Here is an 18,055-nt window from a genome sequence, read left to right as displayed (position 1 = left end):
TTGACCCGTCTCTCATCGGCTAAACTCTTAGCCATTTTAAGATTTTAGGGTCTTTGTCATAGCGATAGGTCAGTCCATCTTTCGCCGTAATTGATTTTCCCTGACTGGCTTTGTTTCTAATGCTACTGAGGGAATAGTCGCTTAATTCCTTCATTTGTGCATGGGAAAGTCCCTCTTCGACTTCTGTTAAGATTGTTGTCGTTGGCGATTCGGGGGGGGGTTCCCCGGCAGAATTGATTTTAGGATTGACCTCGGTTTCCTGATTCGCTAAATCTTCGAGCCTATCTTGAGAATTATCGACAGAAATATTAATAATTTCTTTCACTTTTTGTCGGCGATATTCCTCCACTGTAAGCAGTTGCCAATGGGAATTACTAGAGAGTTCTAAAACCCATTGATGATAGTTAAAGAGACTTTCACGATGTCCGACACTAATAAAAGTTGTGTGAGTTTTCTGCAATTGCCGATATAAATTTTCCTCATTGTTTAAGTCCAAAGCACTTGTGGCTTCATCGAGGATAGTAAAACTGGGACGGGTAATTAAGACCCTGGCAAAAGCCAAACGTTGTTGTTCTCCCAGGGACAAAATGTTTTCCCAAGGCTCTTCTGTATCAAAGCTATCGACTCGATTTAGTAAATTTTGGAGATTGACTTCTTGCAAAACTTCCCTTAATTTTATCTCATTGGTTTCTTGATTGCGATTGGGATAAAGTAACTGTTCTCGCAAGGTTCCTAATATTATATAGGGACGTTGGGGCAGAAACAATACTTCTTCTAGGGGGGGACGAACTAATCGGCCTGTGCCTGCATTCCATAAACCGGCAATTGCGCGTAGCAAGGAACTTTTACCCCGACCGCTCGGACCGACAATTAATAAACCTTGTCCTGGCTGAACAGAAAGGGAGAGGTTTTCGACAATTACCTGTTCATAATCGGGAGTTTGCAAGGTGACATCTTCAAAGGAAAATTGGGTTTCTTCGATAGTTGTAATCGTGCTTAAATTTTCTGGTTGTTTAATGACTTCTTCTAAGGCTTGGGAAAATTGCGATAGACGTTCAACATAACTGCTAAATTGTGCCGAAGTGCCAAATTCACTAATTAATTCCGCCAGCGCCGTAGCAAACAAATTAGCCGCTAAACAGGCTTGCCCGACCTGTCCGAAACTAATGCCCTCACTATTGATATACAAAGGACCCAAAATGACAAAAGTAAATACTTGAATTGCCGCCTGATAGCCTCGACTAAAAATTTCTGTGCCTCTCTCCCAATCAATTTTACGTTTAGCACTGTCTAAGAGTTTATTAAATCTCCGCTGAATAATATTTAATTCCTGATTTTCTCCCTCAAAGAAAGCGATCGACTCCGCATGATTACGAATATGAGTTAGAGCATAATTATAGTTAGCCTTAAGTTCTAATTCTTCTTGAGTAATTTTATTTAAAGCTTGGTTAAAATAGATAGCAATGACGTTACCGAGAATTGTCCAAACGACTAAAATAATGGCGACAGAGGAAGAAATTGACCAGAGAATCACTAAAAAAGTGATCATATCTAGGACATTTTCTAGGGCAACGGCAAAAAAGGAGAGAGCTTTACTGGTAATCGGCTCAATTTCCTGGGATAAACGCTGATCTGGGTTGTCGATATCGGATTTAAAATTAATTCTGTAATAGGCGCGATTATGCAAATATTTGTTGAGAATCCAGTCGTTGAGCCAAGCATACCAATCCAGGGCGATTCTTTTCCTGAGAAATTTAAGCAAGCCAACCAAAAGGGTGACAAAGAGCAGTCCAACCGCAAAAACTACCAAAGTTTTGACAAATTTATCAAAATCACTTTTTTCAAGAATGACATCAACTAAGTAATTACTAACAAAGCTATTGAAGGCATTTAATCCCACAACTCCTAGGATTACCCCGATTAGTAGGATGAGCATTGCCCAAGCTTGAATCACATCGGCAAAAGTCCTTCCCCCCGACTCGGTAGGATACCAATAGGGAGCAGCGATCAGCTTGACACTGTGCCAAAATTTGCTGACATCGGAGATAATATTAGTCGTCGATCGATCTTGAGGGACTTTGGCGGACATATAGCATTTATATTTGAGTTGTGGACATTTTGCTGGAATGATTTTAGATTTTGGCTGGATTGGCGGAGTAGAAGGCAATTGGCGAAAATATAATGCTCCCCGACAATTTTAAGGTTATTGTACTTGATTTGTGGTAACATACTCCCGTCGCTTTATCTGTCAGCATAGAGTGATCGCTTTCTCAGCCCCCCTGCTACTGCTTTTTTAACCCTCGTTATCTTACTACAAGTAACCATTGTTTTGATAGCTAGAGCTAGTGAGCGCTTCTCAGACTACCACATATTACCGAATTTCGTTGACCATGACAAATTGTTTTCTGTGACAAGTTTTTTTTCTCTGTGATCTGTGATATGATTTCAGGGGACGAGGGTCGGCTATGCTCCTCCTGTGCTGCTTGCTACCCTTAGCTTCTTGTTTTGCTTTTCTCAACTTTGTCTTTCTGTCGCCTTTAACAGACTAACTCATGCCAGTAATGCCAGCCTTTGCTAATCAGAAAATAGAGTTTACAGATATACTATATATTCCCTATTATGTCGGTGAACAAGTTAAACTTTTGCGTCAACGCTATTTTGGCAATGTTGTCTTTATTCATATTAATAAGACAGGTGGCAGAAGTATTGAGAAATCTCTAAATTTACCTTTTGAGCATAAAACTGCTTTAGAAAAAATTGACGAAATGGGCAAACAAAGGTGGGAGCGAGTATATAAATTTACAAGTGTTAGAAATCCTTGGGACAAAGTTATTTCTCACTTTCATTATCGTGTTGAAACCAATCAGACAAATTTAAGGACAAAACCAATAAAATTTAAAGAGTGGGTTAAGTTGACCTACGGGAATAAAGATCCTTTCTATTATGACATCCCTAAAATGTTTATGCCTCAGTTGGATTGGATTACAGATCATGAAGGGAAAATTTTAGTAGATTTTATCTGCCGTTTTGAAAATCTTAATAACGACTTCAGTGTCCTATGTGAAAAACTTGGTAAAAATGCGACTTTACCTCATATTAATTCCTCAAAACATGGCAACTACCGTGAATATTACGATGATGATACTATTGAGATTATCGCAAAATCCTTTAGCAGAGATATAGAGAAATTTGGCTATAAATTTTGATATATTGGATTAACTAGGAAAACCGTTTGAAGATAAAATCAGATAGACTTCGTATTGTCGCTGCCAACAGAGTAACCCATGCCAATAATGAAAGCCCTTGCTAATCATAAAATCGTTATTACAGCTACATTTACCAGTGAACCAGTGGAGGATTCCCTGTCATATTGGCTCAAAAAAATAGGATTTCCTTATTCAATAGAATTTGCTCAGTACAATCAAGTCTTTCAAGAATTACTCAATCCTGCTAGTCTTTTAGCGACTAATCAAAATGGGGTTAATGTGATTCTGGTTAGGTTTGAAGACTGGGAAGGAAGTAAAAACAAGGCCGAATTGACCTTAGAGCAAACCCTTAGAGACTTTGGTAATGCCTTGAAAACGGCGACAATGCGCTCACCAATTCCCTATTTAGTCTGTGTCTGTCCCCCCTCTCCAACCCATGATACAACGTTCAATAGTTTACATGAGAAATTACAAGAACAATTAGACCGTGATCTCCAGAATATCCCTAGCATATATCTAATTAAAAGTCAAGCATTACTCAAGACTTATCCTGTACAAGATTATTATGATCCTTATGGAGAAGAACTAGGAAATATTCCCTATACCTTGGCTTTTTTTGCGGCTTTGGGGACAATATTAGCGCGAAAAATCTTAGCCTTGATAAACTCTCCTTACAAAGTGATTGTCCTTGACTGCGACAATACATTATGGCATGGCGTTTGTGGAGAAGATGGAGTTAAGGGAGTGAAAATTGATGCTCCATTTCGAGCTTTACAAGAATTTATCATCGCACAGCAAGCAGCAGGAAAGTTAATCTGTTTATGTAGCAAGAATCAACCAGAGGATGTCTTTGCCGTTTTTGAAGGACATCCCGATATGTTGCTTAAGGAAAATCATTTAGTAAATTGGCGCATTAACTGGCAAGAAAAATCTCAGAATTTGCAGTCCTTAGCGGAGGAATTACAACTAGGATTAGATAGCTTTATTTTTATTGATGATAATCCGGTTGAGTGTGGGGAAGTTAGAGCAAACTGTCCCGAAGTTTTGACATTACAACTTCCTGAAAATTGCGATCATATTCCAAAATTTTTAGAACATATTTGGGCTTTTGATCAACTCAAAACCACTCAAGAAGACCAACAAAGAACTAATCTTTATCAACAGAATATTCAGCGTCAGAATTTACAAAAATATTCCCTTTCTTTTGAGGATTTTCTCGGCCAACTCAACTTAGAAATAGAGATTTCCCCGATGCAAACGGAGGAATTGACGCGAGTTGCCCAACTTACTCAACGTACTAACCAATTTAACTTAACAACTATCCGACGCTCAGAATCCCAAATTCAAAAACTTTGTGGTCTAGGGGAATTAGACTGTCGAGTGGTTAAAGTAAAAGATCGTTTTGGGGATTATGGTTTAGTTGGTTTGCTATTATTTACTGCTCAAGAAAAATCCCTGATTGTCGATACATTTTTGCTCAGTTGTCGAGTATTGGGTCGCGGTGTAGAACATAAAATGTTAGCTTATTTGGGTACAATTGCTCAACAAAAAGGGTTAGAACAACTCAAACTTATTTATAAACCTACCCCCAAAAATCAACCAATTTGGGATTTTTTAAGGACTGTTGGTCAAGAATTTCAGCAGGAAAAAGAGGAGAGATATTTATTTAATTTTCCTAGTTATATTGCGTCTAAAGTTAATTTCACTCCTCTCGGTGATGAACATAAAATAGCTACTAAAAATTCATCTAAAACAGTTAAGAGAATTATCCGATCAGAGTTTTTTGAAGAGATTGGAAATAACTTATATGATGCTCAACTAATTCTGCGAAAAATTAATTCTCAAAACCAGCGTCAACGGACTCAGTTAGACACAGAATTTATTGCTTCTCGTACTCCTCTAGAAAAAGTGATTGCTTCTCTATTCGCAGAAGTCCTTAAACTTGACAGAGTGGGGAGAGATGACGATTTTTTTGAGCTTGGTGGTGATTCAATTCGGGGAGCAATTCTAATTAATAAACTGCAAGCACAACTAAACGAAATTATTCACTTTATTGTTTTATTTGACAGAAAGACTGTTAAGGAATTAGCCGGATATATAGAGGAACATTATCCAAAAGCAGTTACCAAAATACTAGGTAAAGAAAGAACCGAAATTAACAACCTACCACAGGAGCGCATTGCTGAAGCTAAAGTGTTACAAATGCGCTCCCTAATTCCTGCTCTTAGCAGCCCAATAGATGATGACAATAGCAAAAATCCACCAGCTATATTTATCCTTTCTCCTTATCGTAGCGGTTCCACCTTACTCCGCGTTATCTTAGGAGGAAATCCACAGCTTTTTGCACCTCCAGAATTGGAACTACTAGGGTTTAATACCCTTGGGGAAAGAAAGGCGAAATTTTCTGGCCGTTACAACTTCTGGATGGAAGGAACAATTCGCACCATCATGGAAATTAAGGGGTGTAATGCTGAAAAAGCGATCGCAATTATGGAAGAATTAGAAGAGAAAAATCTGACTAGCAAACAGTTTTACCGTCTTCTACAGGGATGGTTGGGAGATAAAATCTTAGTGGATAAAACTCCATCCTATTCTCTAGATTTAGAAACTCTAAAACGAGCAGAAATAAATTTTGATAACCCTCTATATATTCATCTGGTGCGTCATCCTTTAGGAATGATTAACTCTTATGAAGAAGCTAAAATTGAGCAAATATTTCCCTATCAAAATCCTTTCAATAATCGAGAACTTGCCGAACTCGTTTGGCTGATTAGCCATCAAAATATCTGCGAATTTTTACAACAAGTTTCTCCCCAACGTCAGTATCAAGTTAAATTTGAAGACATCGTTAAGCAGCCACAGAAAACCCTAGAGAGTTTATGTCAGTTTTTAGGAGTAGAATTTAATCCTGATATGCTGCAACCCTACCAAGAGAAAAAGCATCGTATGACTGACGGTATTTATGCCGAATCTAGAATGCTAGGAGATGTAAAATTTCATCAACATCAAAGCATTAATCCTAACACCATTGAGCAATGGAAAGATGACTACAACACTGACTTTTTAGGTAATGTAACTTGGCAACTAGCAGAGTCTTTTGGCTATCCGAAAAATAACAATAATATCCCCCAAATTAGTAGAAAAAATCCCGCCGAACCTCAGACTTTTCCAGTTTCTTTTGCTCAACAGCGACTATGGATTTTAGCGCAATTAGAACCAGACAGCCCTTTTTACAATATGTTTAAAGCGGTTCATCTTCAGGGACGTATAAATATAGAAATTTTAGAACGCAGTTTCAACGAAATTGTCCGTCGTCACGAAATTCTACGCACTAATTTTAAGGAAGTAGCAGAAACTCCAGTACAGGTAATTGCTCCCCGCGCAACTCTGAAAATTTCGGTTGTGGACCTACAAGGATTATCAGGACAAGAACAGTCACAACAATTACAACTTTTAGCAACTGAGGATCAATTACAACCTTTTGACCTGACTACGGGAATATTGCTAAGAGTCACCTTAGTGCAACTTAAATCAGAATCATCAGCTTTGTTATTGACCATGCACCACATTATTAGTGATGGTTGGTCAATGGGAGTATTGCTCAAAGAATTGTCAAGTTTATATCAAGGATTTTTGCTTGATGATGGTTCTGTTCTCTCAGAATTGCCGATTCAATATGCCGATTTTACAATTTGGCAACGGCAATGGTTACAAGGAGAAACTCAAGGTTTTATCACCATCCAAAACCAAATTAATTACTGGAAACAACAGTTAGCCGCAGCCCCTCCTTTGCTAGAATTACCTACGGACAGACCCCGTCCCTCTGTGCAAACTTTCCGAGGTGGATGTTTTTCCTTCCAGTTAGATGCCAAACTGACAGCATCTCTAAAAGAACTCAGCCACAAATCAGCAACTACCCTATTTATGACGTTGATGGCGGCTTATGTTACTCTATTATTCCGCTATAGTGGTCAAGATGATATTCTGGTAGGAACACCGATTGCTAATCGCAACTATCAAGAATTAGAAGGATTAATTGGCTTTTTTGTCAATACCCTAGTGATGCGAACTCGCTTAGAAGGTAATCCCAGTTTTGAAGAATTATTAAGACAAGTGCGTTCTGTTTGTACGAATGCTTATGCTAACCAAGACGTTCCTTTTGAGCAGATTATCGAAACTTTGCAAATAGAGCGCAGTCTTAGTCACAGTCCTTTGTTTCAGGTGATGTTTGTTTTACAAAATGTGGCAATGGAGGAATTAGAAAATCCTGAGTTTAAAATATCGCATCTACCTCTAGATAATGTTAACGCCAAGTTTGATATCACCTTACAAATGTGGGAAACAAATACAGAAGAAGGCAACTCTCTCCAAGGATTTTGGCAATATAATACAGATTTATTTGATCAAAACACAATTGCTCGCATGACTGGTCATTTTCAGACATTATTAGAGACAATTGTTACTAATCCGCAAGAGTCGGTAGGAACCTTGCAATTACTAACAAAAAAAGAGCGTTATCAACTGTTATTAGAATGGAATAATACTGATACACCATACAGTTATACTCAGTGTATTCACCAGTTATTTGAAGAGCAGGTAAAACGCACACCCGAAGCGGTAGCAGTTGTATATTCAGATCAACAATTAACCTACAATGAATTAAATAATCGAGCTAATCATTTAGCGCATTATTTGCAATCTTTGGGAGTAAAACCTGATCAATTAGTGGGTATTTGTCTTGAGCGTTCTTTAGAGATGATTGTGGGGTTATTGGGGATATTAAAAGCGGGTGGTGCTTATGTTCCTCTTGACCCAGAATATCCGATTGAACGGTTAAGCTTCATGTTAGAAGATGCTCAATTATCAGTGCTGTTAACGCAACAAAAGCTAGGAGAAACTCTCCCTCAACATCAAGCGCAGATTATTTATTTAGATACCGACTGGGAAAAAATTGCCGAAAACAGCCATTCAAATCTAGAAAACAGGGTCACTCCAGATAACTTAGCTTATGTTATCTACACTTCCGGTTCCACAGGTAAACCGAAAGGGGTGTTAGTCAATCACTGCAATGTCGTGCGATTATTTGCCGCTACAGATGCTTGGTATAATTTTAATAGTCAAGATGTCTGGAGTCTATTTCATTCCTACGCTTTTGACTTTTCGGTGTGGGAAATGTGGGGAGCTTTGTTATATGGTGGACGCTTGGTAGTTGTACCCTACTTAATAACTCGTTCCCCCGAAGCATTTTATCAGCTATTGTGTCAAGAAAAAGTAACAATTCTTAATCAAACTCCTACCGCTTTCCGTCAGTTAATTCAAGCTGAAGAATCCTTAAAAGGAAGTTTTCCCTTATCAAGGGGGGATCGTTCATCGACAACAGATAACGATTTAAGCTTACGTTTAGTTATTTTTGGAGGAGAAGCTTTAGAAATTAACAGCTTACAACCTTGGTTTCAGCGCCATGGCGACCAATGCCCCCAATTAGTTAATATGTACGGAATTACGGAAACTACCGTTCATGTCACCTATCGACCATTAAGTATGAACGACTTGGATAGTACAGCTAGTGTGATTGGTCGTCCCATTCCCGACTTACAAGTATATTTACTAGACCAACATTTACAACTTGTACCGGTTGGTGTACCCGGGGAGATGTATGTGGGAGGTGCAGGAGTAACAAAAGGTTATCTCAATCGTCCTGAATTAACAACAGAAAGGTTTATTTCTAGTCCTTTTGAGAAGGATGAAGTGATCCCCCCAACCCCCCTTAATAAGGGGGGCAATGAGCCGTCAAAATTATATAAAACGGGAGATTTAGCCCGTTATTTACCTAAGGGAGAATTAGAATATTTAGGACGCATTGATAATCAAGTTAAGATTCGGGGTTTTCGGATTGAGTTGGGGGAAATCGAAGCATTATTAGCATCTCATCCCCAGATTTGGGAAACAGTAGTAATAGTGAGGGATGATACAACAGGAGATAAGCGTCTTGTGGCCTACATTGTGCCACAATCGGAAAAAATAATTACCATTAACGAAATACGGCAATTTCTGAAAGCTAAATTACCCAGTTACATGATACCTAATGCTTTCGTTATTTTAGATGCCTTACCCCTTACTGCTAATGGAAAAATAGATCGTCGAGCTTTACCACCACCAGAATCTAGTAGTGAACCATCAGAAAAATATGTTGCTCCGCGTAACCCGATCGAGGATATATTAGTAACTGTTTGGTCAGAAGTGCTAAAAGTCGAGAAAGTGGGTATAAATGATAACTTCTTTGAGTTGGGAGGACATTCCCTACTAGCCACTAAATTAGTAGCACAGATACGCGATCGCTTGAAAGTTGAACTTCCCTTACGTCAGTTATTCAACTCGGCCACACTAGCAGAATTAGCCCAAGGGATTGAACAGTTAAAACAGGAAAAATCCGATACCATCGTTCCAGCAATTTTACCAAGAAAAAGAAAATGAATTTTGAAGAATTACCCCTATCTTATGCCCAACAGCGTTTATGGTTCTTAGATCAATTAGAACCAAACAGTCCCTTTTATAATATTTCCCTGGCCTTGCATTTAGCAGGAAATCTCCAGGTAGATGTCCTCGAAAAAAGCCTACAAGAAATTATTCAGCGCCATGAGTCCCTCCGCACAAATTTCGCCACTATTGAGGGAAATCCTGTACAAATAATCAAACCAGAAAGTAATTGGCAATTAACGCTTGTCAATGGGAAAGACAGCCCAAAATATCGAGAAGAGCAGGAAATAAAAAAATGGCTAGAAATTCGCAGCCATCAACCCTTTGATTTAGCCAATGACTCCCTAATTAGAGCCACCCTACTTAAGTTATCAGACACAGAACATTTTTTGCTAATTTGTCTGCATCATATTGTCTCTGATGGTTGGTCAATGGGGGTATTTATTGAGGAATTGACAACCCTTTATAATGCCTATACTAAAAGTTTAGAACCTCTTTTACAAGAGTTACCAATCCAGTACGCAGATTTTGCAATTTGGCAAAGGGAATATTTGCAGGGAGAAATCCGACAAAATCAGTTAAATTACTGGCAAAAACAGTTAGCAGCCGCACCCGCTTTATTAGATCTACCTACGGATTATCCCCGTCCTCTAGAACAAAGTTTTCAGGGAGATCGGATAAAATGTATCCTTTCTCCAGAACTTAGTCAAGGCTTAAATAAGCTGAGTCGGGAAAAAGGTGTCACCTTATTTATGACCCTCCTGACCGCATTTAAGGTTCTACTCTATCGTTACACAGGACAAACAGACATTTTAGTCGGTACTCCCATCGCTAACCGTACTCGTAGTGAATTAGCTGGGTTAATCGGCTTTTTTGTCAATACCTTAGTCTTAAGAACAGATTTAGCCAGAAATCCCAGTTTTAGCGAGTTATTAAAACAGGTACGAGAAACAGCAACGGATGCTTACGACCATCAAGATTTACCTTTTGAGATGTTAGTAGAGGCCCTACAACCTGAAAGAAACATGAGTTATACTCCTTTGTTTCAGGTGATGTTTGGGTTAGATAATGAAATTGTAGATAGCATAGATTTAGAAGGAATAAAAGCCACTCGTCAGCCTTTAGAATTTAAGACATCTAAGTTTGACTTAAGTTTATCTATACAGGTAAAAGAAGCTGGATTAACTGCGATTTGGGAATATAATACAGATCTGTTTGACAAAAGCACAATTGAGCGACTATCAGAGCATTTTGTTAACCTATTAACTGGGATCATTGCTAATCCAGAACAAGTAATTGGTCAATTACCTTTACTAACAAAAAGCGAGAGTAATCAGTTATTATTTGATTGGAATCAGACTAAAATTGACTACAAAAATGATTTATGTCTGCATCAGTTGTTTGAACAACAAGTAAAACAAAATCCACAGGCGATCGCTGTTAGACTAGAAGATGAATTTTTAACCTACGAGGAGTTAAACTGTAAGGCTAATCAGTTAGCCCATTACCTACAATCTTTGGGAGTAAAATCCGATAGCTTAGTCGGGATTTTTGTTGAACGTTCCCTAGATATGATAATAGGAATCCTGGGAATACTTAAAGCTGGGGGAGCTTACGTTCCTTTAGATATTAATTATCCAAAAGAGCGAATTACCTATATTCTTGAAGATACTCAACTTAGTATTCTCCTGACTCAATCACAACTTCTGGAACAATTACCAGCATTTCAAGGAACAACCATCTGTTTAGATCAAGACTGGTCAACAATTGCCAAACAGAGTACAGTTAGCCCTCTGGTAGCAGTTGATCAGCACAATTTAGCCTATATTATCTACACCTCCGGCTCCACAGGTCAACCCAAAGGGGTAATGATTGAACATCGCTCAGTAGTCAACTATATACTGACTACTATTCGAGAGTATGGTATTACCTCAGAGGATCAAATTCTGCAATTTTCCTCTATCTGCTTTGATGCTTCTGTTGAAGAAATCTTTGTTAGTTTGTTATCGGGTGCGACCTTGGTATTGCGAACAGAAGATCTGTCGCGTTCTAGTGAGGATTTTTGGCAATGTTGTCAAAAATGGCAATTAACAGTTTTGGGTATTCCTACTGCTTATTGGCATCAATTAGCCGCTGAATTAACCCTTGATAATCTGCGAATTCTCTCAAATATTAAACTAATTGTCATTGGTGGGGAAGCCATTCAACCCGCAAAGATCCAGCAATGGCAAACAATTACGGGTCAATATTCCCCTCTTCCTCGACTATTAAATGCTTACGGACCAACGGAAGCAACCATTTCGACGACTTTATACCAATTTACTTCACCAACTACCACCAATGTTCCCATTGGGCGACCCATCAGTAATACTCAGGTTTATATTCTTGATGCTTTCTTACAACCTGTTCCTGTGGGGGTAGCTGGAGAATTACATATTGGCGGTCTCGGGTTAGCCAGGGGTTATCTCAATCGTCCAGAATTAACTCAAGAGAAATTTATTCCTAATCCTTTTGAGAAGGATGAAGTGATCCCCCCAACCCCCCTTAATAAGGGGGGCAATGAGCCGTCAAAATTATATAAAACGGGAGATTTATGTCGGTATTTACCCGACGGTAATATTGAGTATTTAGGACGGATTGACAATCAAGTAAAAATTCGGGGTTTTCGCATTGAATTGGGAGAAATTGAAACCGTTCTTAGTCAGCACAGTGCGGTAAAAACGGCTGTTGTTATTGCCCAAGAAGATGAGACAAATCAGAAACGTTTAGTCGCCTATATTATTCCCCAAATAGAGATTATTTCCGCCCCAAAAGAGGAAAATTCGCTTAATGTTACTGAACTGCGGCAATTCCTGAAAGCCAAGTTACCAGAGTATATGATTCCTAGTGCCTTTGTCATTTTGGAATCCCTACCCTTAACGCCCAATGGTAAGATCGATCATCGTGCTTTACCGTCCCCCGAATTCCAAAGCCAAGAGCAGTATATCGCGCCGCGTAACCCCATTGAGGAGATATTATCCTCGATTTGGGCAAAAGTGCTAAAAGTTGCACAGGTGGGAATTCACGACAACTTCTTTGAGTTAGGTGGACATTCATTATTAGCAACGCAACTAATTTCGCGCATCCGTGAGGCTTTTCAGGTAGAAATGCCCTTACGCGAGTTATTTGTTGCACCGACAATCGCCGAATTAGCCCAGGAAATACAACGGATTTCCGAAGGAGAACAACTAACTGAACTGCCGATTTTACCCAGGGACAAAACAGCAGAATTACCCTTATCTTTTGCTCAGACTCGTCTCTGGTTTTTGGCTGAATTTGAGTCGAATAGTTCTTTTTATAATATCCCCCTAGCCTTGCGTTTAGAGGGAACTTTAAACTCAGAAATCTTAATCCAGAGTTTAGAAGAAATTTGTGATCGCCACGAAGCTTTACGCACCAACTTTATTACCGTTGATGGTATCCCTACCCAGGTTGTACAAACACGAACCTGGACAGTTACGGTTGTGGATTTACAGCATTTATCTGGTAGTGAAAAAGTAATTGCATCCCAAGAGTTAGCACAAAACCAAGCGATTCAACCCTTTGATTTAGCTGGTGAACCCTTAATCAGAACCACTTTAGTCGTGTTATCTGAAACGGAACACCTTTTGTTAGTCTGTATGCACCACATTGTCAGTGATGGCTGGTCAATGGGGGTATTTTTTCAGGAACTAACCGCCCTCTATAATGCCTATATTCAGGGTTTATCTTCGCCTCTAAATCCCCTATCTATCCAGTATGGAGATTTTACCCTTTGGCAAAGACAATGGCTGCAGGGAGAGGTATTGCAACAGCAACTAGATTACTGGCAAAAACAGTTAGCCGGCGCACCGGCCCTCCTATCTTTACCAACAGATAGACCTCGACCCAATCAACAAAGTTTTGCTGGGGGACATTTACCCTTTAGCCTTTCCCTAGAATTAACCGAAAAACTGACCCAATTAACCCAGGAACAGGGTGTCACCTTATTTATGACCCTGTTAACAGCTTATGCTGTCTTACTTTACCGTTATACAGAACAGGAAGACATCTTAATTGGTACTCCCATTGCTAACCGTAATCGCAGTGAACTTGAAGGTTTAATCGGCTTTTTTGTCAATACTTTGGTTCTGCGAATTGACTTGTCAGGTAAGCCCAATTTTAATCAGTTATTGGGTCGAGTACGGGAAATGGCAATGGATGCCTATGCTCATCAGGATTTGCCCTTTGAAATGTTAGTAGAAGTCCTACAACCTGAACGAGATCTAAGTCACGCGCCTTTATTTCAAGTGGATTTTCTGCTGCAAAATAGTCCTCCGTCTCCCTTGGAACTAACAGGATTAACCGCCACTCCCCTCACCACGGAAAATGACACCGCCAAATTTGATCTAACCCTGGCGATGGAGAATACCGGTGCAGAATTAAAAGGCGTATGGGAATATAATACCGATTTATTTGATCGCAGCACCATTGAGCGATTAACAGGAAATTTCATCACCCTACTAGAAGCATTGGTTGTTAACCCGCAGCAGCCAATTTTCCAACTACCATTATTAACCGAAGTAGAGGCAAAAGAATTATTAAAAGACTGGAATGCCACCGAAAAAGACTATCCTTTCCATCATTGTGTTCATCATTTATTTGAAGAACAAGCGGCACGAACACCAGCTGCAGTAGCAGTGGTATTTGAAGGTCAAGAATTAACCTATCAACAATTAAATATCCAGGCGAATCAATTAGCCCATTATTTACAATCTTTGGGGGTAAATTCAGAAGTTTTAGTTGGCATTTATCTAGAGCGGTCGCTGTTAGTTATTGTCGGATTATTAGCAGTTCTCAAAGCTGGAGGAGCCTATATACCTTTAGATCCAGATTATCCCCAGCAACGGTTGACTTATATGTCAGAAGATGCCCAAATTTCTCTACTGCTAACTCAAGAAAGTTTACTCGATTCTTTGCCAGTAGAAGATGTGGGGGTAATTGTCTTAGATAAATTAGCCGAGATTTTGACAGTTCAAAGTCCAGAAAATCCCCTCAGTGAAGTGGTTCCAGAAAATCTACTATGCCTATTATATACATCTGGTTCAACCGGTAAACCTAAAGGAGTGATGTTAACTCACGCAGCCTTAGTTAATCATAGTTGGGGCATTAGTGAAGTATTCGGTTTAACAGAATCTGATCGCGTTTTACAGTTTGCTTCCTTTGGCTTTGATGTCGCTGCCGAAGAAATTTTTCCCACTTGGTTAAAAGGTGGCACAGTGGTTTTAAGACCAGGGCAAATGTTCCCAACTTTGACTGATTTTGCCGATTTTATTGAACAAGAAAGCCTCACCGTTTTAAATATTACCCCCGCCTATTGGCATGAATGGGCAATCGCCGTTTCCCAATCATTAGCTACTGTACCATCCAGTCTGCGGGTCGTCGCCGTGGGAGGGGATGCAGTGTTACCAGAAACCGTCAATATTTGGCGACAAATGGTCGGGAAACGGGTTCAATGTATTAACGTCTATGGCCCCACAGAAGCGTCTGTAACCGCCATAGTTCATGACTTGCTAGATTATCAGTCAGAGAAAATCAATTCAGTGCTGATTGGTCGTCCTATTGCTAATACAAAAGCTTATGTACTAGATCAAAATCTGCAACCTGTACCCATTGGAGTTAAGGGAGAATTGCATCTATGCGGTGTTCGTTTAGCGCGGGGTTATCTGAATCGGCCCGAATTGACTGCTGAAAAATTTATTAACAATCCCTTTGCTCATTCACCGTTCAATCGTTTGTATAAAACGGGAGATTTAGCGCGTTATTTACCCGATGGTAATATTGAATGTTTTGGCCGGATTGACAATCAGGTTAAAATTCGCGGATTCCGTATTGAGTTAGGAGAAATTGAAGCGGTACTTAACCAAAATATTGATGTACAAACATCTTGTGTAATTATTCGGGAAGATACTCCGGGGGATAAATATTTAGTCGCCTACATAGTAGCTCATTACGAACGGATACCGATGATTAGTGAACTGCGTCAGTTTCTGTCCAGTAAATTGCCTTTGTATATGGTTCCTCAAGCTTTTGTTTTTCTGGAATCTTTACCCCTTACTACTAATCGTAAGGTAGATCGTCGCGCTTTACCCGCACCAGATAAAATAGGAAATCGCCGGGATCAATATGTAGCACCACGCAATGGAATTGAAGAGATGTTGGTGCAAATTTGGACAGAAATACTCAAAATAGAGCAAGTGGGAATTTATGATAATTTCTTTGAAATTGGCGGCCATTCTCTCCTCGCAACTCAATTAGTTTCTCGGATTCGGAGTTTATTTAAAATAGAACTACCTTTGCGGAGTTTATTTGGTGCAGCTACGGTAGCCGAATTAGCGCATCTTATTGGACAATTACAGCAGCAAAATCTCACTCTAACAGTACCCCCGATTTTACCGAGAACTAAGGATACAGAATTACCTCTATCTTTTGCTCAACAGCGTTTATGGTTTTTAGATCAATTGCAACCAAATAGCGCTTTATACAATATACCGATGGTGTTGCATTTCCGAGGCAACCTCAATCAAAAGGCCTTAGAACAAAGTTTACTAGAAATCTGTGATCGCCATGAAGTATTACGGACTAATTTTGTCACGATTGATGGACAACCGACTCAGATTATTCAAACAACAAGGGAGACAATATCGGTCGTTGATTTACAAGATTTACCCATCCAGGAGCAAGCAGAAAAAACAGAGCAATTAAAGCAAAAACAAGCCACTCAACCCTTTGATTTAGCCAAAGAATCCTTAATCAGAATCACTTTAGTGGTGCTATCGGAGACGGAACATTTCTTATTAGTGTGTATGCACCACATTATTAGTGATGGTTGGTCAATCGAAGTATTTATTCACGAATTGACCAGCTTATATAATGCTTACACTCAAAATCAACCTGCAAATTTAGCTCCCTTACCGATTCAGTATGCAGATTTTGCACTCTGGCAAAAACAATGGTTACAAGGGGATGTCCTACAAAGTCAATTAAATTACTGGCAAAATCAACTAACAGCTGCACCCCCTTTATTATCGCTTCCCACAGACCACCCTCGACCTGCGGTGCAAAGCTTTGTCGGTACTCAGCAAGAATTTTCCCTTTCCCCCAAACTTAGCCAAGCTTTGACCGAATTAAGTCGCCAACAAGGGGTGACATTATTTATGACGCTGTTGGCTGCTTTTGATGCTTTATTGTATCGTTATACAGGGTCAAGTGATATTTTAGTAGGAACTCCCATCGCTAACCGGAATCGCGGCGAAATTGAGGGTTTAATCGGCTTCTTTGTTAATACTTTAGTGATGCGGACGGATTTATCAGATAATCCGAGTTTTAGTCAGTTATTAACCCGTGTTCGGGAAGTGACAATGGATGCTTACGCGCATCAAGACTTACCCTTTGAAATGTTAGTCGAAGCGTTGCAACCGGAACGGGATTTGAGCCATACTCCCCTATTTCAAGTCGCTTTTGTCCTGCAAAACACACCCAAGTCTCAGATTGCAATGACGGGATTAACGGTGACAGATTTGCCACCGGAAAATACTACAGCTAAATTTGATTTAACCTTAGCTATGGTTAACACCGATGATGGCTTAAAAGGTGTCTGGGAATATAATACTGATTTGTTTGAGAGTAGCACTATTGAGCGATTATCTGGGCATTTTCTCAACTTATTAGGGGGAATTGTGGCCAATCCTCAAGCGCGGATTTCCCAATTACCCTTACTGACAGAAAGTGAGACTAATCAGTTATTAATTGAGTGGAACAATACTCAAGTTGACTATCCTGAGTATAAGTGTATTCATCAATTATTTGAGGAACAGGTAAAACGCACACCCGACGCGGTAGCGGTGGTCTGTTCAGATCAACAATTAACCTACAATGAATTAAATTGTCGTGCTAATCAATTAGCTCATTACCTGCAAAAATTAGGAGTAAAACCAGATGAATTAGTGGGGATTTGTCTAGAACGTTCCTTAGACATGATTGTGGGATTATTGGCTATTCTTAAAGTCGGTGGAGCTTATGTTCCTATTGACCCAGATTATCCCCAAGAACGCATTAGCTTCATGCTCCAAGATACCCAAGTTAAAATAATATTAACCTGCGAATCTTTACAGAATTCCTTGCCAAATCATCAGACTATTGTTATCTGTTTAGACAAAGATTGGCAACAAATTAATCAGGCAAGTCTGGAGAATCTGAACAGCACAGTTTCTGCGGATAATTTAGCCTACGTTATTTATACTTCTGGTTCTACAGGAATACCCAAGGGTGTTATCGTCACTCATCAAGCAGTTAATCGACTGGTATTAAATACT

4 protein-coding genes are annotated in these 18,055 nt (G+C 39.5%); 3 read left to right on the top strand and 1 reads right to left on the bottom strand.

Annotated features, from left to right (window positions below):
* Positions 1–19 precede the first annotated feature (19 nt).
* A complete protein-coding gene (locus N0824_RS01485) occupies positions 20–2,089 on the bottom strand; it encodes an ABC transporter ATP-binding protein/permease (RefSeq protein ID WP_066029983.1) in 2,070 nt (689 codons plus the stop codon).
* A 463-nt stretch (positions 2,090–2,552) separates the two neighbouring features.
* On the opposite strand from N0824_RS01485, the gene N0824_RS01480 reads away from it, so the two are divergent.
* The 3 genes from N0824_RS01480 to N0824_RS01470 all read left to right on the top strand — a co-directional run.
* Positions 2,553–3,206, top strand: a complete 654-nt coding sequence (locus N0824_RS01480) for a sulfotransferase family 2 domain-containing protein (RefSeq protein ID WP_108935428.1) — start codon at positions 2,553–2,555, stop codon at positions 3,204–3,206.
* 78 nt (positions 3,207–3,284) lie between these two features.
* Complete coding sequence (locus N0824_RS01475) at positions 3,285–9,680, top strand: non-ribosomal peptide synthetase (RefSeq protein ID WP_108935427.1); 6,396 nt, start codon at positions 3,285–3,287, stop codon at positions 9,678–9,680.
* The coding region (locus tag N0824_RS01470; protein WP_146184253.1) for a non-ribosomal peptide synthetase at positions 9,677–18,055 on the top strand (8,379 nt) is incomplete at its 3' end. The genes N0824_RS01475 and N0824_RS01470, both read left to right, overlap by 4 nt.

This window comes from Microcystis sp. 0824 (assembly GCF_003112475.1).
GTDB classification, from domain to species: Bacteria; Cyanobacteriota; Cyanobacteriia; order Cyanobacteriales; family Microcystaceae; genus Microcystis; species Microcystis aeruginosa_C.
Note: the sequence above shows the minus strand (reverse complement) of the source record. Positions and strands in the feature narration are given on the sequence as shown.

Coding starts and splice junctions, on each gene's coding strand:
- N0824_RS01480 (WP_108935428.1), top strand. CDS start 2,553: ATGCCAGTAATGCCAGCCTTTGCTAATCAGAAAATAGAGTTTACAGAT.
- N0824_RS01475 (WP_108935427.1), top strand. CDS start 3,285: ATGCCAATAATGAAAGCCCTTGCTAATCATAAAATCGTTATTACAGCT.
- N0824_RS01485 (WP_066029983.1), bottom strand. CDS start 2,089: ATGTCCGCCAAAGTCCCTCAAGATCGATCGACGACTAATATTATCTCC.